This window comes from Streptomyces sp. NPDC001843 (assembly GCF_042891955.1).
GTDB lineage: Bacteria > Actinomycetota > Actinomycetes > Streptomycetales > Streptomycetaceae > Streptomyces.
In genome coordinates this window covers 246,390-267,830 of the sequence record NZ_JBIATQ010000006.1, presented here as the reverse complement: position 1 = coordinate 267,830, position 21,441 = coordinate 246,390, and the positions used below count along the sequence as shown (strand labels likewise).

At 72.0% G+C, this 21,441-nt stretch carries 19 protein-coding genes and 2 pseudogenes; 9 read left to right on the top strand and 12 right to left on the bottom strand.

Annotated elements, in window-relative coordinates; genetic code table 11:
* On the top strand, nucleotides 1-699 hold the full coding sequence (locus ACFYZQ_RS17760; protein WP_389148006.1) for a L,D-transpeptidase: 699 nt from the start codon (nucleotides 1-3) through the stop codon (nucleotides 697-699).
* On the opposite strand, the gene ACFYZQ_RS17755 is transcribed toward ACFYZQ_RS17760, so the two are convergent.
* Nucleotides 686-2,155 carry a sensor histidine kinase gene (locus ACFYZQ_RS17755; protein WP_389148476.1) on the bottom strand — a complete coding sequence of 490 codons (1,470 nt, stop codon included), beginning with the start codon at nucleotides 2,153-2,155 and terminating at the stop codon, nucleotides 686-688. The two genes, ACFYZQ_RS17760 and ACFYZQ_RS17755, sit on opposite strands and share 14 nt — an antisense overlap.
* 5 nt (nucleotides 2,156-2,160) lie before the next feature.
* On the bottom strand, nucleotides 2,161-2,901 hold the full coding sequence (locus ACFYZQ_RS17750; RefSeq protein ID WP_389148003.1) for a response regulator transcription factor: 741 nt from the start codon (nucleotides 2,899-2,901) through the stop codon (nucleotides 2,161-2,163).
* Nucleotides 2,902-3,051: 150 nt separating this feature from the next.
* On the opposite strand from ACFYZQ_RS17750, the gene ACFYZQ_RS17745 reads away from it, so the two are divergent.
* Genes ACFYZQ_RS17745 through ACFYZQ_RS17725 form a run of 5 tightly spaced genes read left to right on the top strand, consistent with a single transcriptional unit; the run spans nucleotide 3,052 to nucleotide 8,000 of the window.
* The gene (locus tag ACFYZQ_RS17745; protein ID WP_389148000.1) at nucleotides 3,052-4,404 is read left to right on the top strand and encodes a ferric reductase-like transmembrane domain-containing protein; all 1,353 of its coding nucleotides are present in this window, start codon (nucleotides 3,052-3,054) and stop codon (nucleotides 4,402-4,404) included.
* Between the two features lie 10 nt (nucleotides 4,405-4,414).
* Entirely contained in the window at nucleotides 4,415-4,930 is a 516-nt protein-coding gene (locus ACFYZQ_RS17740; protein ID WP_389147997.1) for an FMN-binding protein, read from the top strand.
* Between the two features lie 59 nt (nucleotides 4,931-4,989).
* Nucleotides 4,990-6,372, top strand: coding sequence for a ferric reductase-like transmembrane domain-containing protein (locus tag ACFYZQ_RS17735; protein ID WP_389147995.1), 1,383 nt, complete (start codon nucleotides 4,990-4,992; stop codon nucleotides 6,370-6,372).
* Between the two features lie 49 nt (nucleotides 6,373-6,421).
* Nucleotides 6,422-7,204 (top strand): FMN-binding protein, encoded by a 783-nt coding sequence (locus tag ACFYZQ_RS17730; protein WP_389147992.1) that lies wholly within the window; start codon nucleotides 6,422-6,424, stop codon nucleotides 7,202-7,204.
* Nucleotides 7,197-8,000 carry an FAD:protein FMN transferase gene (locus ACFYZQ_RS17725; protein ID WP_389147990.1) on the top strand — a complete coding sequence of 268 codons (804 nt, stop codon included), beginning with the start codon at nucleotides 7,197-7,199 and terminating at the stop codon, nucleotides 7,998-8,000. Before ACFYZQ_RS17730 ends, ACFYZQ_RS17725 begins: the two co-directional genes overlap by 8 nt.
* A 184-nt stretch (nucleotides 8,001-8,184) precedes the next feature.
* On the opposite strand, the gene ACFYZQ_RS17720 is transcribed toward ACFYZQ_RS17725, so the two are convergent.
* The 7 genes and pseudogenes from ACFYZQ_RS17720 to ACFYZQ_RS17690 all read right to left on the bottom strand — a co-directional run.
* Nucleotides 8,185-8,724, bottom strand: a complete 540-nt coding sequence (locus ACFYZQ_RS17720; protein ID WP_389147987.1) for an arginine repressor — start codon at nucleotides 8,722-8,724, stop codon at nucleotides 8,185-8,187.
* 7 nt (nucleotides 8,725-8,731) lie between these two features.
* Nucleotides 8,732-9,928 carry an acetylornithine transaminase gene (locus tag ACFYZQ_RS17715; RefSeq protein WP_389147984.1) on the bottom strand — a complete coding sequence of 399 codons (1,197 nt, stop codon included), beginning with the start codon at nucleotides 9,926-9,928 and terminating at the stop codon, nucleotides 8,732-8,734.
* Nucleotides 9,925-10,836, bottom strand: a complete 912-nt coding sequence (gene argB, locus ACFYZQ_RS17710) for an acetylglutamate kinase (protein ID WP_389147981.1) — start codon at nucleotides 10,834-10,836, stop codon at nucleotides 9,925-9,927. The genes ACFYZQ_RS17715 and argB overlap by 4 nt, the downstream gene beginning before the upstream one ends.
* Nucleotides 10,833-11,984, bottom strand: a complete 1,152-nt coding sequence (argJ, locus tag ACFYZQ_RS17705) for a bifunctional glutamate N-acetyltransferase/amino-acid acetyltransferase ArgJ (RefSeq protein ID WP_389147978.1) — start codon at nucleotides 11,982-11,984, stop codon at nucleotides 10,833-10,835. The genes argB and argJ overlap by 4 nt, the downstream gene beginning before the upstream one ends.
* Complete coding sequence (argC, locus tag ACFYZQ_RS17700) at nucleotides 11,981-13,009, bottom strand: N-acetyl-gamma-glutamyl-phosphate reductase (RefSeq protein WP_389147975.1); 1,029 nt, start codon at nucleotides 13,007-13,009, stop codon at nucleotides 11,981-11,983. Before argC ends, argJ begins: the two co-directional genes overlap by 4 nt.
* A gap of 117 nt (nucleotides 13,010-13,126) precedes the next feature.
* Nucleotides 13,127-15,856, bottom strand: coding sequence for a YfhO family protein (locus ACFYZQ_RS17695; RefSeq protein WP_389147972.1), 2,730 nt, complete (start codon nucleotides 15,854-15,856; stop codon nucleotides 13,127-13,129).
* 241 nt (nucleotides 15,857-16,097) lie between these two features.
* A pseudogene (locus tag ACFYZQ_RS17690) lies at nucleotides 16,098-16,727 on the bottom strand (alpha-N-arabinofuranosidase); the annotation flags it as partial.
* Nucleotides 16,728-16,826: 99 nt separating this feature from the next.
* Here ACFYZQ_RS17690 and ACFYZQ_RS17685 point away from each other — a divergent pair.
* Nucleotides 16,827-17,261 (top strand): annotated as a pseudogene (locus ACFYZQ_RS17685) (DUF6314 family protein); the annotation flags it as partial.
* On the opposite strand, the gene ACFYZQ_RS17680 reads toward ACFYZQ_RS17685, so the two are convergent.
* Nucleotides 17,252-17,845: a histidine phosphatase family protein gene (locus ACFYZQ_RS17680; protein ID WP_389147969.1), complete on the bottom strand. Its 594-nt coding sequence runs from the start codon at nucleotides 17,843-17,845 to the stop codon at nucleotides 17,252-17,254. The pseudogene ACFYZQ_RS17685 and the gene ACFYZQ_RS17680 overlap by 10 nt on opposite strands.
* 85 nt (nucleotides 17,846-17,930) lie before the next feature.
* A complete protein-coding gene (locus ACFYZQ_RS17675; RefSeq protein WP_389147966.1) occupies nucleotides 17,931-18,368 on the bottom strand; it encodes a GNAT family N-acetyltransferase in 438 nt (145 codons plus the stop codon).
* Between the two features lie 91 nt (nucleotides 18,369-18,459).
* Between ACFYZQ_RS17675 and ACFYZQ_RS17670 the strand changes: the two genes are divergently transcribed.
* Entirely contained in the window at nucleotides 18,460-19,074 is a 615-nt protein-coding gene (locus ACFYZQ_RS17670; protein ID WP_389147963.1) for a DUF6461 domain-containing protein, read from the top strand.
* Nucleotides 19,075-19,084: 10 nt separating this feature from the next.
* Here ACFYZQ_RS17670 and ACFYZQ_RS17665 read toward each other — a convergent pair whose 3' ends face one another.
* Complete coding sequence (locus ACFYZQ_RS17665; protein ID WP_389147960.1) at nucleotides 19,085-20,518, bottom strand: PLP-dependent aminotransferase family protein; 1,434 nt, start codon at nucleotides 20,516-20,518, stop codon at nucleotides 19,085-19,087.
* Between ACFYZQ_RS17665 and ACFYZQ_RS17660 the strand changes: the two genes are divergently transcribed.
* On the top strand, nucleotides 20,517-21,437 hold the full coding sequence (locus ACFYZQ_RS17660; RefSeq protein WP_389147957.1) for a DMT family transporter: 921 nt from the start codon (nucleotides 20,517-20,519) through the stop codon (nucleotides 21,435-21,437). The two genes, ACFYZQ_RS17665 and ACFYZQ_RS17660, sit on opposite strands and share 2 nt — an antisense overlap.
* Nucleotides 21,438-21,441: the final 4 nt, after the last annotated feature.

Below are 21,441 nucleotides of genomic sequence, written 5' to 3'. Positions count from 1 at the left end.
ATGCGCCCCGTTGCAGTCGCCCTCGCGTCCGCGTCCGTGTTCCTGATCGGTGCCGCGTCCGGCGGCTGCCCCGTTCCGCTGCCCGCCAGGATGGCGGACACCGGGGGCGGGACCCAGCTGATCACGGCTCAGGCGGCGCGCACCGATTCCACGACGGGCACGGTCGTCTGGTGGGACCTGTGGCACGGGCGGTGGGTGCGGGCGGGTTCGGCCCCCGCCCGCTTCGGCACGAAGGGGCTCGTCGAAGGGACCGCCCGGCAACAGGGCACCAACACGACGCCGACCGGCCTGTACGACCTGCCGTTCGCCTTCGGCACCGAGGCGGCGCCGGCCGGGACCAGGATGCCGTACCGCCCGGTCCACCCGGACTCCTGGTGGTGCCAGGACAACGACTCCGCCGCCTACAACCGGTGGACCGAGCCCCTGGCCGCCGACTGCCGGGCCGGCGAGTCCGAGCACCTCGTCGACTACCGGGGGCAGTACGCGCACGCGCTCGTCATCGGGTTCAACTACCGGCAGCCGGTGCGGGGGCGGGGGGCCGGGATCTTCCTGCACGTCGACGGCCCGGGCGCGACGGCCGGCTGTGTCTCGGTTCCCGAGGAGGCGATGCGGCGGATCCTCGCCTGGGCCGACCCCAGCAGGGGGCCGCACATCGCCGTGGGCACGGAGGACGGTCCGACGGACATCACCCGGTACTGACGTCGCCCAGGGGCAGGCGCACCGTGAACGTCGTCGCCCCCGGCCTGCTCTCCAGGCCCACGCTCCCCCCGTGCGCCTCCACCACCGCCGCCACTATCGCCAGGCCCAGCCCGGCTCCGCCTCCGGAAGCGTCCGTGCGGCGGCGGTGTTCGGCCCGGGTGAAGCGTTCGAAGACTCCCGGCTGGACCTCTTCGGGGACGCCGGGGCCGTCGTCGTGGACCTGCAGGCGGGCCGTCGCGCCGTCGGTCTCCAGGGACACCGTCACCTTGGTGCCCGCGGGGGTGTGCAGACGGGCGTTGGCCAGCAGGTTGCCCAGCACCTGGTGAAGGCGGTGGGCGTCGCCGGTCACGGTCACCGGGTCCTCGGGGAGTTCCATGGTCCAGCGGTGGTCGGGGCCGGCCGCGCGGGCGTCGGTGACGGCGTCCAGGACGAGGTGGGTGAGATCGACGGGGAGACGTTCGAGCGGGCGGCCGGCGTCCAGACGGGCCAGCAGGAGCAGGTCGTCGACCATCTCGCCCATACGGGAGGACTCGGCGGCGATACGGCCGAGCGCCCGGGTGACCGCCGGCGGGACCGGCCCCGGATGCAGCAGGGCTAGCTCGGCGTGGCCGCGCACCGAGGCGACCGGGGTGCGCAGCTCGTGACTGGCGTCGGCCGCGAAGCTGCGCAGCCGCTCCTCGCTGGCGTGCCGTTTGGTCAGCGCGTCCTCGACGTGGCCCAGCATGCGGTTGAAGGCCGCCGCGACCCGGCCGACCTCGCTGTGCGGGTCGGACTCGGGGGCACGCGACGGCATGATGACCTCGCCGCTGGCGAGGGGGAGCTCGCTGACCCGGGCGGCGGTCGCCGCGACCCGGCTCAGCGGCCGCAGCGACCAGCGCACCCAGAGGGCGCCGACCACGCCGGTGGCGGCCAGGGCGAGCCCGAACACCATCCCGGCGACCAGTTCCAGGCGGTGGACGGCGGCCTGTACCGGCTCCAGGGGCAGGCCGACGATCAGGACGTCACCGTCGAGGCCCTGGACCGCGTTGACCCGGTAGTCGTCCAGGGGGGCGAGTTCGACGGTGTGGGCCTGGCCGTCGGCGTCGACCGCCGTGAGCTGCTTCTTGTCCCTGCCGGTCAGCTCGCCGATCACGTTCTCGATGCCGCCGGGGCGGACGACGGCCGCATTGGTGACCTTCCCGTCCACCAGGCGCGCGCCGAAGGTGCCCGTCGCCTGCCTGCGGTCGTCGCCGTGCTCGTCGCCGTCGTGGTCGTCCGGCAGCTTGCCGCCGTGCTCCAGGCTCTGCGGGAACCGGGCGCCGACCTGTTCGAGCTGCTGGTCCAGGCGCTGGGTGAGGAAGCCGTTCAGCTCCACCACCGCGGCGAGCCCGACCGCGGCGCAGCTGATGGCCAGCAGCACCACCAGGCCGACGGTGAGCCGGGCCCGCAGGGTACGGGGACGGGGCAGGCGGCGCAGATACCTCACTTGACCACCGGCTTGAGCACATAGCCCGCCCCGCGCACCGTGTGGATCATGGGATCGCGTCCCGCGTCCACCTTCTTGCGCAGGTAGGAGATGTACAGCTCGACGACATGGGCCCGGCCGCCGAAGTCGTAGGACCACACGCGGTCGAGGATCTGCGCCTTGCTGAGCACGCGGCGCGGGTTGCGCAGCAGGAAGCGCAGCAGCTCGAACTCGGTCGGGGACAGCTCGATCAGTTCCCCGCCCCGGGTCACCTCACGGGACTCCTCGTCCATGACGAGATCGCCGACGACGAGCCGCGGCCCCTCGTCCAGCTGCCGTGCCATGCCCGCGCGGCGCAGCAGACCGCGCACCCGGGCGACGACCTCCTCCAGGCTGAAGGGCTTGGTGACGTAGTCGTCGCCGCCCGCCGTGATGCCCGCGATACGGTCCTCCACCGCGTCCCGGGCGGTGAGGAAGAGCACGCAGACGTCGGGCTTCACCTGGTGCAGGGTGCGCAGCACGGCGAAGCCGTCGGTGTCCGGGAGCATCACGTCGAGGACGACGGCGTCGGGCATGAGCTCGCGCGCGGTGGTGACCGCCGAGGCGCCGTCCCCGGCGGCACGCACCTCCCAGCCCTCGTAGCGCAGGGCGCCGGTGAGCACCTCGGCGAGGTCGGGGTCGTCGTCGACGACGAGGACGCGCAGCGGTGTGCCGTCGGGTCGGGTGAGGGCCGGGCGGCCTGAGCGGGTCGTGTTCATCTCCCTTCCAGGATCACCCCTGCGCGGTACGCCAGGTGCGGCCCGGAGCTCTGAGTTTCCTCTGAGTGCGCTGAGAAAAGGGCCTGCTCAGAGCTGTCTCAGAGGTCCGTCGCGCACAGTTGCGTACCGAACGGCAGAAAGGAACGCCTCATGACCACCGTGTACGAGCGGCGCACGGCACCCCCCGTGGCGCCCGCTCCCCGCAGCTCCCCCGCAGGCCCGCTGCTCGCCCTGTTGTGGGCGGGGGCGGCGGCCGTGCTGGTCCTGTGGTGGGCGGACACCGGCTCGGTGGTCGGCACCGAGGGCTGGCTGACCGGGGCCGGGCGGATCGCCGGGCTGCTGTGCGGCTACTCGTGCGCGGTCCTGGTCGGGCTGATGGCCCGGGTGCCGCTGCTGGAGCGGCGGATCGGCTCGGACCGGGTGGCCCGCTGGCACGCCATGGCGGGCAGGTACACGGTGTGCCTGCTCGTCGCGCACGTCGTGCTGATCCTGACCGGGTACGCCGCGCAGGACCGTGCCTCGATCCTGCACGAGACGGTCACGGTGATCCTGGACTACCCGGACATGCTGATGGCGACGGCCGGCACGGTGATCCTGCTCGCGGTCGGCATCACCTCCGCGCGGACCGTGCGCCGCCGGACCAGCTACGAGTTCTGGTACTACGTCCACCTGCTCACGTACGCCGCCGTCTTCCTGGCCTTCTTCCACCAGCTTTCGCTGGGCGACGACTTCAACGGCAAGCCGGTCTCCACGGCCGCCTGGTACGCCCTGTACCTGGGCGTGGCCGCCCTGGTGATCTGGTACCGGATCCTCGCGCCGGTGCGGCTCAACCTGCGTCACCGGCTGCGGGTGGAGTCCGTGCACAAGGAGGCGCCGGGCGTGTACTCGGTCGTGGTGCGCGGGCGGCGGCTGGACGAGCTGGACGCGCGGCCGGGCCAGTTCTTCCGGTGGCGGTTCCTCGGTGAGGGCATGGGCTGGGCGTCGACGCCGTACTCGCTGTCCGCGCCGCCGCGCCCGGACCGCATGCGGATCACGGTCAAGGCGCTGGGCGACCACAGCGCGGCGGTTCCGCTGCTGCGCCCGGGCACCCGGGTGTGGGCGGAGGGACCGTACGGCTCCCTGACCGCCGACCGGGCCACCAGCCACCGGTCGCTGCTGATCGCGGGTGGCGTAGGCATCACCCCCCTGCGGGCACTGTTCGAGACGCTGCCCGGCGACGTCACCCTCCTCTACCGGGCCCGTACGGCCGAGGACCTCGCCCTGGGCGGCGAACTGGAGGCGATCGCGAACTGGCGCGGGGCGAGGGTGCTGTACGCGCTCAACGGGCCGCGGGGCGAGCGCCCGAGGTTCACGGCCGAGGCGCTGGCCGCCACGGTTCCCGCTCTCGCCGAGCACGACGTGTACATCTGCGGACCGCATGGTTTCGCCCAGGAGCTGTACCGGGAACTGCGCGCCGCGGGGGTCCCGGACCGGCGCATCCACCACGAGTCGTTCGAGCTGTGAGGCAGTAGAAGTGCACGCTTTGAGGAAGAACCGCCCCCTGCGCCGCATCGTGCTGGCCAGTGCCGCCACCGTCTCCGGGATGGTGCTGCTGCTGTCGTTGAAGCCGCACGAGAGTCCCGGCATCACGGTGAGCGCGTCGTCCCCGGCGCCGTCGAGCAGCGCGAGCGCGTCCCCCGGCGGGTCCGGGGGCTCCAGCGGGTCGAGCGGATCGAACGGCTCCAGCGGATCGAGCGGATCGAGCTCCACCGGCACCAAGACCGCCACCGGCGACACGGTCCAGACCCGGTGGGGCCCCGTCCAGGTGCGGATCACCGTGAAGGGCGGCAAGCTCACCGAGGTGACCGCGGTGACCTACCCCACGGAGAACCCACGCGACCAGGAGATCAACAGCTACGCCATCCCCCAGCTGCGGCGTGAGGCGCTGGCCGCGCAGAGCGCCGACATCGACACCGTCTCGGGAGCCACGTACACGAGTGAGGGTTACCGCCAGTCACTCCAGTCGGCACTGGACTCGGTGGGCGTCTGAACACTCGGCCGTCACGGCACGTATCTGTGGGCCAAGGGTCAAGTCCCCACGGAGGAACCGTGACCACCACGATCGCAGGCGGACGTGCCGCCCGCCGCCAGACGATGCGCCGCATCCGTCCGCGCCGCTCCCCGGCCGTCCCGCTGCTGCTCGCCGTCTGGGCGGGCGCGGCGGGCGTGCTGTGGCTGTGGTGGCACAACACGCCGAACATCGCCGACGACAACAGCAAGATTCTCAACGCCGGCCGGATCACCGGTCTGCTCGCCGGGTATCTGATGGCCCTGGTCGTGCTCCAGATGGCCCGGGTGCCCGCGCTGGAGCGCCGGGTGGGTTCCGACCGGGTGGCCCGCTGGCACGCGATGAGCGGCCGGTACACGCTCTGCCTGGTCTTCGCGCACGTCTTCCTCATCATGTGGGGCTACGCGCTGCAGGCGGGCAAGTCGCTCGGTGACATCGTCCAGCAGACCATCGACTCGATCAACCAGCTCCCGGACATGGGCAAGGCGGCCATCGGCACGGGCCTGTTCGTGGTCATCGGTCTCACCTCGATCGGTGTGGTCCGCCGCAGGCTGCCGTACGACGCCTGGTACCACGTGCACCTGTTCACGTACGCCGCGGTGTTCCTGACCTTCTGGCACCAGATCACCACCGGCAACGACTTCGCGATCGAACCGACCGCGAAGACCTTCTGGTACGCCCTGTACGGCACGGTCACCGCGCTGGTGATCTGGTACCGCATCATCACCCCGATCCGGCTGAACGTCCGGCACCGCATGCGGGTCGAGGCGGTCATCGAGGAGACGCCGGGCATCGTGTCCGTGCTGATCGGCGGGCGCAAGCTGCACCGGATGGGCGCGGAGGCCGGCCACTTCTTCCGGTGGCGGTTCCTGGCCCCGGGGATGCGGTTCAGCTCCCACCCGTACTCGCTGTCCGCACCGCCCCGCCCGGACATGCTGCGGATCACGGTGAAGGCCATCGGCGACCACACCGCCCGGCTGCGCGAGCTCACGCCCGGCACCCGGGTGTGGGCCGAGGGCCCGTACGGCGCGATGACCGCCCAGCGGCGCAGCCGCGGCAAGGTGCTGCTGGTCGCGGGCGGGGTCGGCATCACGCCGATGCGCACCCTGTTCGAGACGCTGCCGGGCGGGGCCGGGGACATCACCCTCCTCTACCGCGCCAACACCACCCAGGACCTGGCCCTGTGGGACGAGCTGGCCCTCATCGCCAAGGAGCGCGGTGCCAGGCTGATGTACGCGGTCAACAGCCCGGAGGGCGAGCGGCCGGACATCTCCGCGGAGAACCTCCAGCGGAAGATCCCGGACATCGAGAACCACGACGTCTTCATGTGCGGTCCGCCCGGATTCGCGCAGGGAGTGTACGAAGCACTGCGCGGCGCGGGGGTTCCCGCCCGCCGCATCCATCACGAGTCGTTCGAGATGTGAGCGACGGGAATCGTCGGGAAACCCACGGGAAATCAGGAGCCCAGCAACCATGAGGAAGAGCCACCCCGTTCGGCGCGTCATGCTCGCGACCGCGGCCACCGTGTCCGGTGTCGTACTGCTGCTGTCGCTGAAGCCGTCCACGGACCCGGCCTCCGCGTCGGCGGCCGGTGCGGCCCCGCAGCAGCCCGCGGCGGGACAGGAGGCCCCGCAGGGCGGCGCGGCGGCCGCCGGCACCGTCACCGGTGACGTGGCGCAGACCCAGTACGGCCCGGTCCAGGTGCGCCTGACCGTCGCGAACGGCAAGGTCACCAAGGCGGAGGCGGTGCAGGCGCCCAAGGGTGGCACCAGCGACCAGAAGACCGCGCTGTCCGTGCCCAAGCTCAACCAGGAGGCCGTGGCCGCCGGGACCGCGAACATCGACTCCGTGTCCGGGGCAACCTACACCAGCACCGGGTACAAGAAGTCGCTGCAGTCGGCGCTGGACAAGGTGAAGGCGTCGTCCGCGCAGAGCGGTGGCGGGTCGTCGTCCTCCTCCGGTGGCGGCGGCGCAGCCCAGGCGAGCCGTACCCTCACCGGCAAGGCCGCCCAGACCCCGTACGGGCAGGTCCAGGTCCGGATCACCCTCGCGAACGGCAAGATCACCAAGGCCGAGGCGGTGCAGGCGCCCAAGGGCGGCACCAGCGACCAGAAGACCGCCCTGTCCGTGCCCAAGCTCAACCAGGAAGCCATGGCCGCCGGCAACGCGAACATCGACTCCGTGTCCGGGGCGACCTACACCAGCACCGGGTACAAACAGTCCCTCCAGTCCGCGCTGGACCAGGCCGGTGGCTGACACGGTGACGGACTCACCGGAAGCCCCCGCCGCGGTGCGTCACGCGGAGGAGGTCATGGGGACGGTCTTCTCCTTCGACGTCCGCGGCGGGGAACCGCGCGCCGTGCGCCGGGCCCTCGACGAGGCGGTCGCCGGCCTGCACCGGATCGACGAGGTCTTCAGCACCTACCGCGAGGACAGCCAGGTGTCGCGGCTGGTGCGGGGCGAGGTGACCGTGGCCGACTGCGATCCCGAGGTCGCCGAGGTGCTCGAGCTGGGGGCCGAGGCGGAGCGGGTCAGCGGTGGCTGGTTCAGCATGACGTACGGCGGACGGCTCGACCCGACCGGAGTCGTCAAGGGCTGGGCCGCGGAGCGCTGCGCGCGGCGGATCTCGGCAGCGGCCGGGGTGAGCGGCGTGAGTGTGAACGGCGGCGGAGACGTCCAGATGCTCGGCTCGCCCGAGCCGCAGCGGCCGTGGCGGGTCGGGGTGTCGGATCCGTTGCGGCCGGGTGGGCTGGCGGCGGTGATCTCCTCCACCGGAGTGGACGAGCTGGCCGTGGCCACGTCCGGTACGGCGGAGCGGGGGGCGCACATCGTCGACCCCCGCACACAGAAGTCGGCAGTCACGGACCTGGTCGCCGTGACCGTGGTGGCGCCTCGGCTCACCTGGGCGGACTGCTGGGCCACGGCCGCGTTCGCGATGGGCTCGCGGGAGGGGTTGGCTTGGCTGGAGTCCCTGCCGGGGGTGGAGGCCCTGCTGATCACCGCGGGTGACGAGGTGCGGTGCACCGGGGGGTTGGCGGCCCGTTTGGGCTGACCGGGGCTCCAGCCGACCGGGGTTGCAGCGCGGGCGGGGGTTTCGCTTACCCGCGCTTGGCGGGGTGCCTCCCCCACTCTCGGCTCCGCTCGAGCGGGGGGACCCCCACCGCCCACCCGTGCCGCCCCAGCGGCACGACTGCCCGCAGCCAGGTGGGCTCGGCGTACCACCGCCACCGCCCCACTCAGTGGCCGTTCTGAGCCAGCCTCAGCAAGTGTTCCGCCAGGGCCTGCCCACCCGTCGGCTCCCGGCTGATCAGCAGCAGCGTGTCGTCCCCAGCGATCGTCCCGAGGATGTCGTGCAGCTCCGCCTGGTCGATGGCCGAGGCCAGAAACTGCGCCGCCCCCGGAGGGGTACGCAGAACCACCAGGTTCGCCGAAGCCTCCGCAGAGATGAGCAGCTCCTGCGACAGCCGCCGCATCCGCTCCTCCTTCGCCGACTCCCCCAGCGGCGCCCGAGGAGTACGGAAGCCCCCCTCACTGGGCACCGCGTAGATCAGGTCGCCCTCGGCGTTGCGGATCTTCACCGCGTTCAGCTCGTCGAGGTCCCGGGAGAGCGTCGCCTGGGTGACGCTCAGCCCGTCGTCGGCGAGCAGCTTCGCCAACTGGCTCTGTGAGCGCACCGGCTTGCGGTTGAGGATGTCCACGATCCGGCGGTGGCGGGCGGTGCGGGTCTGCGGCACGGCCGGTCCGCCGGGCTGCTCCTGGTCCTGCGCCTGACTCATCGTCGTCTCATTCTCCGGATCGTCCGTCCCCGTGTACCCCGTCGAGGATGCCGGGCAGTGCCCGGAGAAGCGCGTCCGCCTCGTCGTCGCCGAGGTTCAGCGGCGGCATCAGCCGGACGACGTCGGGGGCGGGTGCGTTCACCAGGAAACCGGCCTCCTGAGCCGCCTGTTGCACCTGCGGCGCGAGCGGCTCGGTGAGCACGATACCCAGCAGCAGGCCGGCGCCCCGGACATGGTCGATCAATGAGTGGCCCAGCGCCTCGATTCCGCCCCGCAGCTTCTCGCTCTGCCGCTTGACGTTCTCCAGCAGTCCCTCGTTCTCGATGGTGTCGAGGACGGCGAGGCCTGCGGCGCAGGCGACCGGATTGCCCCCGAAGGTCGTCCCGTGCTGGCCCGGCTGGAGGAGTTCGGCGGCGCGGCCGAAGGCGACGGTGGCGCCGAGCGGCAGTCCGCCGCCCAGCCCCTTGGCCAGGGTCACGACGTCCGGCAGGACTCCCTCGTGGGCCTGGTACTCGAACCAGTTGCCGGTCCGCCCGATGCCGGTCTGCACCTCGTCCAGGACGAGCAGGGAGCCGGTGGAGGCGGTGATCGCGCGGGCCGCCTTCAGATATCCGGCGGGCGGGACCACGACCCCGTTCTCGCCCTGGACCGGCTCGATGACGACGAGCGCGGTCTCCTCGGTCACCGCGGCGGCCAGCGCCTGCGCGTCGCCGTAGGGAACGTGGGTGACGTCGCCGGGCAGCGGCCGGAAGGGCTCCTGCTTGCCGGGCTGGCCGGTGAGCGCGAGAGCGCCCATCGTCCGGCCGTGGAAGCCGCCCTCGGTGGCGACCATGTGGGTCCGCCCGGTCAGCCGGCCGATCTTGAAGGCGCCCTCGTTGGCCTCGGCGCCGGAGTTGCAGAAGTAGACCTTGCCGTCCCGGCCGAAGAGCTGCAGCAGCCGCTCGGCGAGGGCGACGGGCGGCTCGGCGATGAACAGGTTGGAGACATGGCCGAGGGAGGCGATCTGCTTGCTCACGGCCTCCACGACGGCCGGGTGGGCGTGGCCGAGCGCGTTGACCGCGATCCCGCCGACGAAGTCGACGTACTGGTTGCCGTCGGCGTCCCACAGCCTGGCGCCCTCGCCGCGCACGAGGGGCAGCCGCGGAGTGCCGTAGTTGTTCATGAGGGCGCCCTGCCAGCGTGTGGTCAGTTCCTCGTTGCTCATGACGACTCCCCCTCTTGCTCGTCGGGCACGACCATCGTGCCGATGCCCTCGTCGGTGAAGATCTCCAGCAGGATGGAGTGCTGGACTCGGCCGTCGATGACACGGGCGGTGTTGACCCCGCCCCGCACGGCGTGCAGGCAGCCCTCCATCTTCGGCACCATGCCGGCGGACAACTCCGGCAGCAGCTTCTCCAGTTGGGAAGCGGTGAGGCGGCTGATCACCTCGTCCGAGTTCGGCCAGTCCTCGTAGAGTCCCTCGACGTCGGTGAGGACCATGAGGGTTTCGGCGCCCAGTGCCGCAGCGAGTGCCGCAGCCGCCGTATCAGCATTGACGTTGTAGACATGTCCGTCGTCCTGGCTCCGGGCGATCGACGAGACGACCGGGATGCGGCCGTCGGCGAGCAGGGCCTCGATCGCGCCCGTGTCGATGTCGGTGATCTCTCCCACCCGCCCGATGTCGACCAACTCGCCGTCGATCTCGGGCTGGTGCCTGGTGGCGGTGATGGTGTGCGCGTCCTCGCCGGTGAGGCCCACGGCGAGCGGCCCGTGCTGGTTGAGCAGGCCGACCAGCTCGCGCTGCACCTGCCCGGCGAGCACCATCCGTACGACGTCCATGGCGTCCTCGGTGGTGACGCGCAGGCCCGCCTTGAACTCGCTGACGATGCCTTGCTTGTCGAGGGCGGCGCTGATCTGCGGGCCGCCACCGTGCACGACGACGGGTTTCAGGCCGGCGTGGTGCAGGAACACGACGTCCTGGGCGAACGCGGCCTTCAGTTCGTCGTCGACCATGGCGTTGCCGCCGAACTTGATCACGACGGTCTTGCCGTTGTGCCGGACCAGCCAGGGCAGCGCCTCGATGAGGATCTGGGCCTTGGGCAGAGCGGTGTGTTTCCTGGTCACATTGCTCATGAGGAATAGGCGCTGTTCTCGTGGACGTAGTCGGCGGTCAGGTCGTTGGTCCAGATGGTGGCGGTCTCCGAGCCGGCGGCGAGGTCGGCGACGATGTGGACCTCGCGGTAGCGCATGTCGACGAGGTCGCGGTCCTCGCCCACCGAGCCGTTCTTGCACACCCAGACGCCGTTGATGGCGACGTTCAGCTGGTCCGGTTCGAAGGCGGCGGACGTGGTGCCGATGGCGGACAGGACGCGCCCCCAGTTGGGGTCCTCGCCGTGCAGGGCGCACTTGAGGAGGTTGTTGCGGGCGATGGAGCGGCCCACCTCGACGGCGTCCTCCTCCGTCGCGGCGCCCACCACCTCGACCTTGATGTCCTTGCTGGCGCCCTCGGCGTCCCCGATGAGCTGCCGGCCCAGGTCGGCGCAGACGTCGCGCACCGCCTCGGCGAACTCCTCGTACTGCGGGGTGACTTCGGAGGCACCCGAGGCGAGCAGCAGCACGGTGTCGTTGGTGGACATGCAGCCGTCGGAGTCGACCCGGTCGAAGGTGACCCTGGTGGCCGCCCGCAGCGCCCGGTCCAGGGTGGCGTCGTCCAGATCGGCGTCGGTGGTGAGGACGACCAGCATGGTGGCGAGGCCCGGGGCGAGCATGCCCGCGCCCTTGGCCATGCCGCCGACGGTCCAGCCGCCCTTGGTCACCACCGAGGTCTTGTGGACGGTGTCCGTGGTCTTGATGGCGATGGCGGCCTTCTCACCGCCGTGCTCGGAGAGCTGGGCGGCGGCCTTCTCCACACCCGGCAGCAGCTTGTCCATGGGCAGGAGCACACCGATGAGGCCGGTGGAGCAGACGGCGACCTCGATGGCGCCCCGGCCGAGGACCTCGGCGGCCTTCTCGGCGGTGGCATGGGTGTCCTGGAAGCCCTTCGGCCCCGTACAGGCGTTGGCGCCACCGGAGTTGAGGACGACCGCCGACACCTGCCCGGCCCCCAGCACCTGCTCGGACCAGAGCACCGGTGCCGCCTTGACGCGATTGGAGGTGAAGACGCCCGCGGCGGCGCGGCGCGGCCCGGTGTTGACCACGAGGGCCAGGTCGGGGTTGCCGTTCTCCTTGATCCCGGCGGCGATACCCGCCGCCGTGAATCCCTTGGCTGCCGTGACACTCACGGTGCGACTCCGATCGTGGAAAGCCCCGTGGTCTCGTCGAACCCCAGGGCGAGGTTCATGCTCTGCACGGCACCGCCCGCGGTGCCCTTGGTCAGGTTGTCGATGGCGCTGATCGCGATGATGCGCCCGGCGGCCTCGTCGTACGCGACCTGCACCTGAACGGCGTTGGAACCCTGGACGGACGCGGTGGCGGGCCACTGTCCCTCGGGCAGGAGGTGCAGATACGGCTCGTCGGTGAAGGCCTTCTCGTAGGCGGCCCGCAGGGACTCGGCGGTCACGCCGGGGACCGCCTTCGCGCTGCACGTGGCGAGGATCCCGCGGGGCATCGGCGCGAGCGTGGGCGTGAAGGAGACGGTGACCCGCTCCCCCGCCGCCGCGCTGAGGTTCTGGATCATCTCGGGGGTGTGCCGGTGACCGCCGCCGACGCCGTACGGCGACATGGAGCCCATCACCTCACTGCCCAGCAGGTGCGGCTTGGGTGCCTTGCCCGCGCCCGAGGTGCCGGAGGCGGCCACGATCACGGCCTCGGTCTCGGCCAGATGGGCGGCGTACGCGGGGAAGAGCGCGAGGGAGACGGCGGTCGGATAGCAACCGGGTACCGCGATGCGCTTGGACCCCTCCAGCGCGGCGCGGGCACCCGGCAGTTCGGGGAGGCCGTAGGGCCAGGTGCCGGCGTGCGGGGAGCCGTAGAACCGCTCCCAGTCGGCCGGGTCCTTCAGCCGGAAGTCGGCGCCCATGTCGATCACGAGCACCTCGGGCCCCAGTTGTTCGGCGACCGCGGCGGACTGCCCGTGCGGCAGGGCGAGGAAGACGACGTCGTGTCCGGCGAGGGCCTCGGGCGTGGTCTCGGCCAGCACCCGGTCGGCCAGCGGCAGCAGGTGCGGCTGCAGCGCGCCGAGCCGCTGCCCGGCGTTGGAGTTGCCGGTCAGGGTACCGATCTCGACCTCGGGGTGCGCGAGGAGCAGCCGCAGGATCTCTCCGCCCGCGTATCCGCTCGCTCCGGCCACCGCCGCACGTACCGCCATGTCACCCTCCTCTGGATGGCATGACTATACGTTTCGATGCACGTTTATGCAATCGGGCGCCCGGTTCGGTGGGCGCCCGGTGCAGCGTCTCGCCCTCGCGATGGTCGGGTGCGGAGGTCAGTCTGCCCGCCGACCGGCTCCCACCGCACTCCGCTTTCCACTCATCCGCCGAAGAAGGCCCAGGTCACCGGGTGCGTTCGGCGCGCGCCGGCCGTCGGATCGCGGTCCGGTGGTGGACGGTGGCTCCGACGGCGCCACGGCGCGCCTGCGGCGGACGGCGTCGAGGAAGCCGAGCAGGATCAGAGCCAGGAGCGAGGCCATCCCGACCGTCGTGCCGAGCCGTAGCCCGGGCGGGTGGAACGTGCAGGTGACGCTGGTCGACGAACCGTCGAGGGGGACGGCGATCAGGCCGTAGTACTGCCCTGCCGGCCGGGCGGCGGCACCGCCCGCGGCGCAGCGCCAGCCGGCTGTCCGGGGAGCCGCCACGATCGCGGTTCCCTTGCTGCCCGCGGGGAGCTCGGCCCGTACGGTGCCGTCGGAGACGCTCACCCGGGTGGCGCCGCCGGCCTTGAGCCCTTCTACGGCGGTGTGCAGCCGGGCGGTGTCCAGGCAGCCGACCGCCCGGTTCGGGATGCGGCCGGCCCGGTCCAGGGACAGCTCGATCCGCAGGCGCCCGGAGGCCGGGACGGTGCCGAGCGGCTGCATGGCGGCGAGCCGACTGGGGTCGGACCTGAACCGCACGGCCCGCCCGCCGGCCACGTCACCGGTCAGCCGCGCGGTGCCCGACAAGCGCGGCGCCCACAGATACGCCTCGCTGCCCGCCCGGCACCGGGCCGTGATCGTCGGCCTCCCCCCGGTGCCGCGAGCCGCGGGACCGACGAGCAGTCCGGGACGGGCGGCGTCGCCGCCGTGCGCGGGCTTGCCGGTGGCGGTCCGCACGGTGAGGCGGGGCAGGCTGTAGACACGGGTACCGAGCAGCATCTCCTGGTTGCGGTACGGCGACGCCCCGAAGGCGGAGACGCCCGTGCGCGGGCCGGCGACCGACGGCCGCACCGTGACGAGGGGCGGCACGTCCCGCCGGGACACGGTCGTCCGGCTGCCGTCCTGCGGGGGCCACGTCTGATGCGGGTCCGGCGGGGAGTGCACCCGCGCACCGACGGAGAAGATCGCGTCCGTGACGGCGTTGTCCAGGCTCTGCGGGCTGCGGCCGCCCGAGGTCCAGCCGGCCCCGAGAGCGGTGAGCAGGCGGTAGAGGACGTCGGAGGTGTGGCTGCTGTAGTACTGGGCGCCCTGGCCGCCCACCACCATCGGGTCGTTGCCGACGGTCTGTTCCCGGCCCGGGTCGGTACGGTAGCGGGGCCAGCCGTCGGCCTTCGCGATCGCCTCCGACTGCTCTTGCTGCCGCTCTCCCCACGGCGCGTAGTTGTCCATGCCCGCGAGCCGCTGCCGGGTGGTCGCCGCGGAGTTGGCGGTGGCCTCCCCGAACTGCGCCCCGGCGAGCAGTACGACGGCCAGCCCGGTCAGCGCGGTGCGGCGCGTGCCGGAGGCGAGTCGCCCGCCCTGGAGTCCGGCCAGCAGGACCAGCCCGCCCAGCGCGCCCACGGCGGCGAGGAGGAGCACCGGCCAGGCGTACGGGCGTACCAGATGGCTCCGGCTCGCGACGGCCGCGATCAGCACGAGCAGCGCGCTCGCGGCGAGCAGCGCGCGCCGGCCGGGCGGGCCGTACGAGAGCGCATGCCACGCGGCGATGACCAGCAGGGCGCACAGGACGAAGGCCTGGCGGTACGGACTGCCCTGCGGTGCGGTGAAGGCGTGCCAGGCCAGATGGGTCGGGTTCCACTGCATCGACAGCGTCACCGCGACCACCAGCAGCGTCCATCCCACGCGCACCCGCCGGGGCACCGCCCGGTGGAACGGCAGGGCCAGGGCGAGCAGCAGTGCCATGACGCCGACGTACACGGCCGGCGTGGCGAAGCTGTAGGTCGTGGGCAGCAGACGGGCTGCCAGGTCCTGGCCCGTCGCCGGTACGAAGTCCTGGAATCTGGTCGGGGAGGCGTGCTTGCTGCCGAAGTACACCACCGTGACCAGCGGTGCGGCCAGGCCCACGCCGAGTGCGAAGGTGAGGGCCGCGCGGCCCGCCGCCACGAGCGCCCGTCGACGCGGAGGACCGGCGACCAGCAGCCGGAGCAGCAGTACCAGACCGGCGCCGAGGGTGGCCATGTAGGCGGTGTAGAAGTTGGCGGCCCAGGCGGCCGCGACGACCAGCACACCGAGCAACGGGCGGCGTCCGGTCAGCGTCCACTCGCCGACCAGGCACAGCAGCGGCAGGGCGATGAGCCCGTCGAGCCACATCGGGTTGTACGAGGCGGCCGCCACGCTCCAGCCGCACAGTGCGTAGGAGGTGCCCAGCAGTCCCGCCGCCCACCAGCGGCCCGGGCGCAGAGTGAGCAGAAGAAAGGCCATGGCGGCGGCCGCGCACCCCGTTTTCAGCACGGTGATGACGTACACCGCGAGGTCGATCTCGTCCCGCGGGAACACCGCCACCAGCGGGGCGAACGGGCTGCTGAGGTAGGTGCCGAAGTCGGGCAGGAAACTGGCGCCGAAACCGGACTGCCAGTTGACGAGGAGTCCACCGTCGGCGCGTCCGTGCAGCAGGTCCCACAGGTGCGCGTGATAGGGCACGTACTGATTGCCCAGGTCGTTGACGCTCCGGGTCCGGGGGCCGAACGGATAACTGCGAGCGATGACGTCGCCTACGCATAACGCGGTGACGGTGAGGGCCGCCGCGAGCAGGGAGGCGGCCCGCCGGACACTGCCGCCGCCCGCGCGCAAGATGGTGCGTCGCATTCTTGGAAAGCCCCCGGAGAATTCTGACGTGTCACTGGTTTGCCCGCTAAGACGGACCGGATTTCGGATTGGTTGTGCCGCCGCCGATAAGTGGGTGAGGGAATTCCGAATACATGACCGACGCCCTGTGCAATTATTTTTCGACCGGCAGGTGAATAAAAGGTGACCGGAAAATGATGAGCAGGCCAATGGGTGCCGCGCGGGCCGCTGTCGCCGGACAGCAGCCCGCGGGCGGGCCCGGTCAGTGCTGCTTGATCCGCAAGAAGGTGACGGAGTTCACCGGGAAGGTGTACGTGAACTTGTCGGCGACCCCCGAGTAGGTGGACGTCACCGGGGCGACGGGGGTGGCCGTCTCCGTGTTCACCGCGTCGGGCGCGGCGGCCAGGGTGGTCACGCGGGCCTTGGCGGACACCTTGGCGCCGCCCAGGTCGATCGCCGTACGGGCCGCCGAGGACTGGGCGTTGACGACCTTGACGATCAGGTCACCGGTTTTCGCGTCCCTGGTCACGACCTGCCGGAAGGGTTCGGCCGGCTTGTCGTCGGTGGAGCTGCCCCACACCTGTCCGTCGAGGTAGAGGGTGACCTGACGGCCGCGCACCTTGACGTCGACGTCGTAGGTGCGGCCCGTCTCGATCGATCCCGGCTTGGAGACCAGCGTGGACTTGCCGCCGTCCACGGCCTGTTCGACGGCGCTCTGGGTGTTGTTCCAACCGCCGAGGTTCCACCAGTAGTAGTTTCCGCTGTCCTTGACGCCGAAGGCCACGAGGAAGCCCTCCTTGCCGGACTTCTTGGTGGCCTTCACGTGCAGGTCGTAGTCGTGCCAGGCGGTGTCGCCGGCGGAGACCATGGTGTTCTCGGCCGTGTCGTCGCTCGTACAACACAGTGGTCAGCACTTCGAACGGCAAGATAGAGACGGGGCATGAGCGCGTCAATGGGTCGTGCGCGGCGTACCGTCAAGGGTGTGGTGACGATGGGTGAGTTCTGGCCCGTTCCCGACGTACTGGAGCATCTGGCCGGCCGGTGGTGTGTGACGCGTACCGTGCGGGACCTGGCGAGCGGGGACGAGGGACGCTTCCACGGGGTCACCGTCTTCGGCCCGCTGGAGGGCGGCGGCCTGCTGCACGAGGAGTCGGGCACCTTCACCTGGCGGGGAGTCCCACGGCCCGCCGAACGCACGCTGCGGTTCCTGCCGGGTGCGGCGCCGGGCACGGCGGACGTGCGGTTCGCCGACGGGCGGCCCTTCCACGGCCTGGATCTGACGTCCGGGCGGTACGTCGCCGAGCATCCGTGCGCGGCGGACCTCTACCGGGGCGAGTTCACCGTGGCGGACACCGACCACTGGCGCACGGTGTGGCGGGTCGGCGGCCCCGCGAAGGACCTCGTGCTCACGACCGACTACGCGCGCGTGGTCGAGGGGGACACGCTGTCGAAGCGGAGGTTCCAGCGGCCGGCGCGGCCGATGACAGAGATCGTCGACAGCGGACGGACGTCGAGGTTCCAGTAGGTCGAGGGGGGCGCCTTCAGGGCGTAGACCAGGGCGGCGCGGATCACGGAGGGCTCGGCGACGGCGACGATGCGGCCGCCGTCGTCGGCGGGCCGGGTGTCCAGCCAGCCGCCGACCCGGGAGATGAACGCCAGCAGCGACTCGCCACCGTGCGGTGTGGAGCGTGGGTCGGCGAGCCAGGCGTCCACCGCCCCCGGCTCCCGGGCCATCGCCTCGCCCAGGGTGAGCCCGCACCAGCGGCCCATGTCGCAGTCCCGCAGGGCGAGCTGCGCCAGCGGGGCGTACCCCAGGGCGTCGCCGGTGGCGCGGCTGCGCGGCGTCGGCGAGCAGTAGCGCAGCTCGGCCGCGGCCAGCGGCAGCAGCTCCGGCACGACCCGCTGCACCTCGTCCCAGCCCGCCTGGTCCAGTGGCCGGTCGTCCTGGAAGCGCTCGGCGAGCAGCGGGGCGCTCCGCACGGCGGCCACGAACGTGACCCGAATCTGCATGCGGTGATGGTGAGCCGCGCAAGTGAGCAGGTCAAGGGTCGGATATGGCCGTTACCCGGGAGTTACCCGAGGGCGTGCGAGACCCCTACTGGAAACTGTGGAGCATCCACTGGTCCGGCTGGTCCAGCGGCCGGAAGCCCAGCTTCTCGTAGACCCCCTGGGCGTCCTCGGTGGCAAGCAGGAGGCGGCGCAGTCCGTACGGCCGCAGGTGCTCGCGGATGGCGCGGACCATGGCCGTTCCGACGCCCTTGCCGCGCACGGCCGGGTCCACGTACACGTCGGCGAGCCAGCCGAACAGCGCCCCGTCGGTCACCACGCGCGCGTAGGCCACCTGCTCCCCCGAGGCCGTGTCGTACACCCCGAAGTTCAGCGAACCGGCCATCGCGCGGTCGTGCGTCTCGCGCGTGCGGCCGGTCGCCCAGTAGGAGTCGGTCGACAGCCAGCGGTGGACGCGGTCGACGTCGACGCGGTCGGGGTCGGCGGAGAACTCGTAGCCTTCGGGGAGGACGGGTGTATCGCTCATGCCAGGAGACTGGCAGGCCCGGAGCACGGGTGTCGAATCGATTCACCTCCGCCCACGGGGCGTTGTCGGTGACGGGTGCGATGCTGCACGCATGACCGACACGACGACGGCCGCGGATTACGCGTGGCTGGACAAGGACCACCCCGAGCTGATGGAGGCGTACTGCGTCACGCTGGTCAGGGGGCTGACGCCGGAGCAGTTGCTGCGGGAGCTGGGGAGCGAGCCGCGGACACGGATCACCGGGGTCGCAGCCCTGGCCGAGGCGTCGTACGACGCCTGGGAGGAGCACGACGGCGACCGGCAGTTCGTCGGTGTCGCCGCCGTCGGCGAGTGGTCGCTGATGGTGGAGTACAACGGCTACGTCGGCGTCAGCCGGGAAGTGATGCTCCCGGTCTCCCGCGGCCGCACCGTGGTCTCGCACTTCCGTAACGTCAACGCGGTCGACCACTTCCACTGGTTCGAGGACGGCGACGAACGCCTGCACTTCGAGCCGCTCTTCCCCACCCAACGGGACGGCAGCAGCCCGGACGGACTCGTGACGGAGATGGCGGAGTGCGGCTTCGACCTCACCGAGGACGACGACCGCGACCACCACCTCCACACCGAGGCCGCCTTCGCCCTCGCCCACCGGATAACGGGCGTCCGCCCGACACCGGAGTTGTTCGAGTCGTTGGAGTTCGTCTGCGGGAGCGTGCCCATGCCCTAGTGCCCCGGCACTAGAACACCTCGTCGCATGCCGTCCGCAGCCGCCGCACCCCGTCCGTGATCTCCCCGGTGCCCGCGACCGCGGCGAAGCTGAGCCGCAGATGGGCCGCCGGGGGCTCGGCGCTGAAGTAGGGGCGGCCGGGGGTGACGGCCACGCCCGCGCGGAGTGCCGCCGACGTGAGCACGGAGTCGTCGATACCGTCCGGGAGGCGGAGCCAGAGGTGGTAGCCGCCGGACGGGGTGTGCGGCAGGGCGAGTTCGGGCAGGTCGCGGCGCAGGGCGGTGGTCATCGCGTCCCTGCGGGCCTGCAACTCGGTCGCGACCGTGCGTAGATGGCGGGGCCAGGCGGGCGAGCCGACGAGCTCCAGGGCCGCCTCCTGCAGCGGGCGGGGCACGAAGAAGGAGTCGACGACCTGGATCGCGCGCAGGCGTTCCAGCACGGGTCCGCGGGCCGCCAGCGCGCTCACCCGGAAGCTGGGCGAGGTCACCTTGGTCAGCGACCCCACGTGCACCACGACGCCGTCGGGGTCGTCGGCGGCCAGCGGACGTGGCAGCGGACCCGCGTCGGCGTGCACGAGCCGTCGTACGAAGTCGTCCTCGACCACGAACGCGCCCGCCTCACGGGCGATGGCCAGCACCTCGGCGCGCCGCTCGGGAGCCAGCACGGCTCCGGTGGGGTTCTGGAACAGGGGCTGGCAGACGAACACCCGGGCGCCACTCGCCCGGAACGCGTCGGCGAGCAACTCCGGCCGCACTCCGTCGGGGTCCACCGGCACGGGCACCGGGCGCAGCCCGCCGGCGCGGGCGATGGCCAGCATGCCCGGGTAGGTGGGCGACTCGACGAGCACCGGCGCGCCGGGCGGGGCGAGGGCGCGCAGCGCGGTGGCCAGCGCGGACTGCCCGCCCGCCGCGATCAGCACCTCCGCCGCGGTGACGGCGCCGCCGATGCCGCGCGCGAACCACTCCCGCAACTCCGGCAGCCCCTCCATCGGCGGCCGCTCCCAGGCACCCGGGCGCCGCCCGGCACGGGCCAGGGCGGCCGCCATCGCCCGCTCCGGCTGCAGCGAGGAGTGCAGATAGCCGCCGCTGAACTCCAGTACGCCCGGCGGTGGAGCGGCAAGGGAGACCGTGACCCCGGAGGCGTCGACGGTGCGCGGGACGAGTTCCGCGACGCTGTCGGCGCTGAGCGCGACCTCCTGCCAGGAGGTGTCACCGGTGGCGGTGGGCGCGGTACGTACGTGAGCGCGGAAGGCGCCGGCTCCGGGCCGGGTGACGACCAGGCCCTCGGCGACCAGCTGTGCCAGCGCTCGTGAGACGGTCACCGGACTCACCCGGAAGCGTTCGACGAGTGCCCGGCTCGACGGGAGCTTTCCACCCGGTGAGTAGCGGTCGAGTTCCCGCCGCAGCCGATCGGCCAGCTCTGCCACACTGCTACGCTCTTGCATGAGAACACAGAGTAGCGCTACTACCGCTCCGTCGATAACGGTCACCGCTCCCCGGGAACGCCCCCGCTTCGGCGGCACCCTTCAGGCCGCCCTCGGCGTGACCGCTTTCTCCCTCACCTTCCCGGCCACCGTCTGGGGCCTGGAGGGCTTCGGACCCTGGTCGCTCGTGGCGGTACGCAGCGTTCTGGCGGCGGTCATCGCCGGCTGCTGTCTGCTCCTCCTGCGCGTAGCCCTGCCCGACCGCCGGCACTGGGCGGGGCTGGCCGTGGTCGCCGCCGGAGTGGTGCTCGGTTTCCCGCTGCTCACCACGCTCGCCCTGCGGACCTCCACGACCGCGCACGCCGCCGTGGTCGTCGGCCTGCTTCCGCTGACCACCGCGCTCTTCTCCGCCCTCCGGACGGGCACCCGCCCCTCCCGTACGTTCTGGGTGGCCGCCCTCGCGGGGGCGGGTGCGGTCCTCGCCTTCACCGTGCAGCAGAGCGGTGGCGCGCTGACCGCCGCCGACGGCTACCTGGCCGGCGCGCTGCTCGTGTGCGCGGCCGGCTACACGGAGGGCGGCCGACTGGCCCGGGTGATGCCGGGCTGGCAGGTGATCGGCTGGGCGCTGGTGCTGTGCCTGCCGCTCACCGGGCCGGCCGCCGCGCTGGCGCTGTCGTACGAACCCGTGTCCCTGACCGCGCACGGTGTCGCCGGGGTGCTGTGGCTGGCGGCGGGCTCGCAGTTCCTCGGGCTGGTCGTCTGGTACCGGGGCATGGCGGCCATCGGCATCCCGCGGGCCAGCCAGTTGCAGTTGGCTCAGCCGCTGCTCACACTGGTGTGGTCGGTGCTGCTGCTGGGCGAGCACCTCACGGTGGCCGCTCCACTGACGGCCGCCGCCGTGCTCGTGTGCATCGCCGTCACCCAACGGTCTCGATCATGAGGAG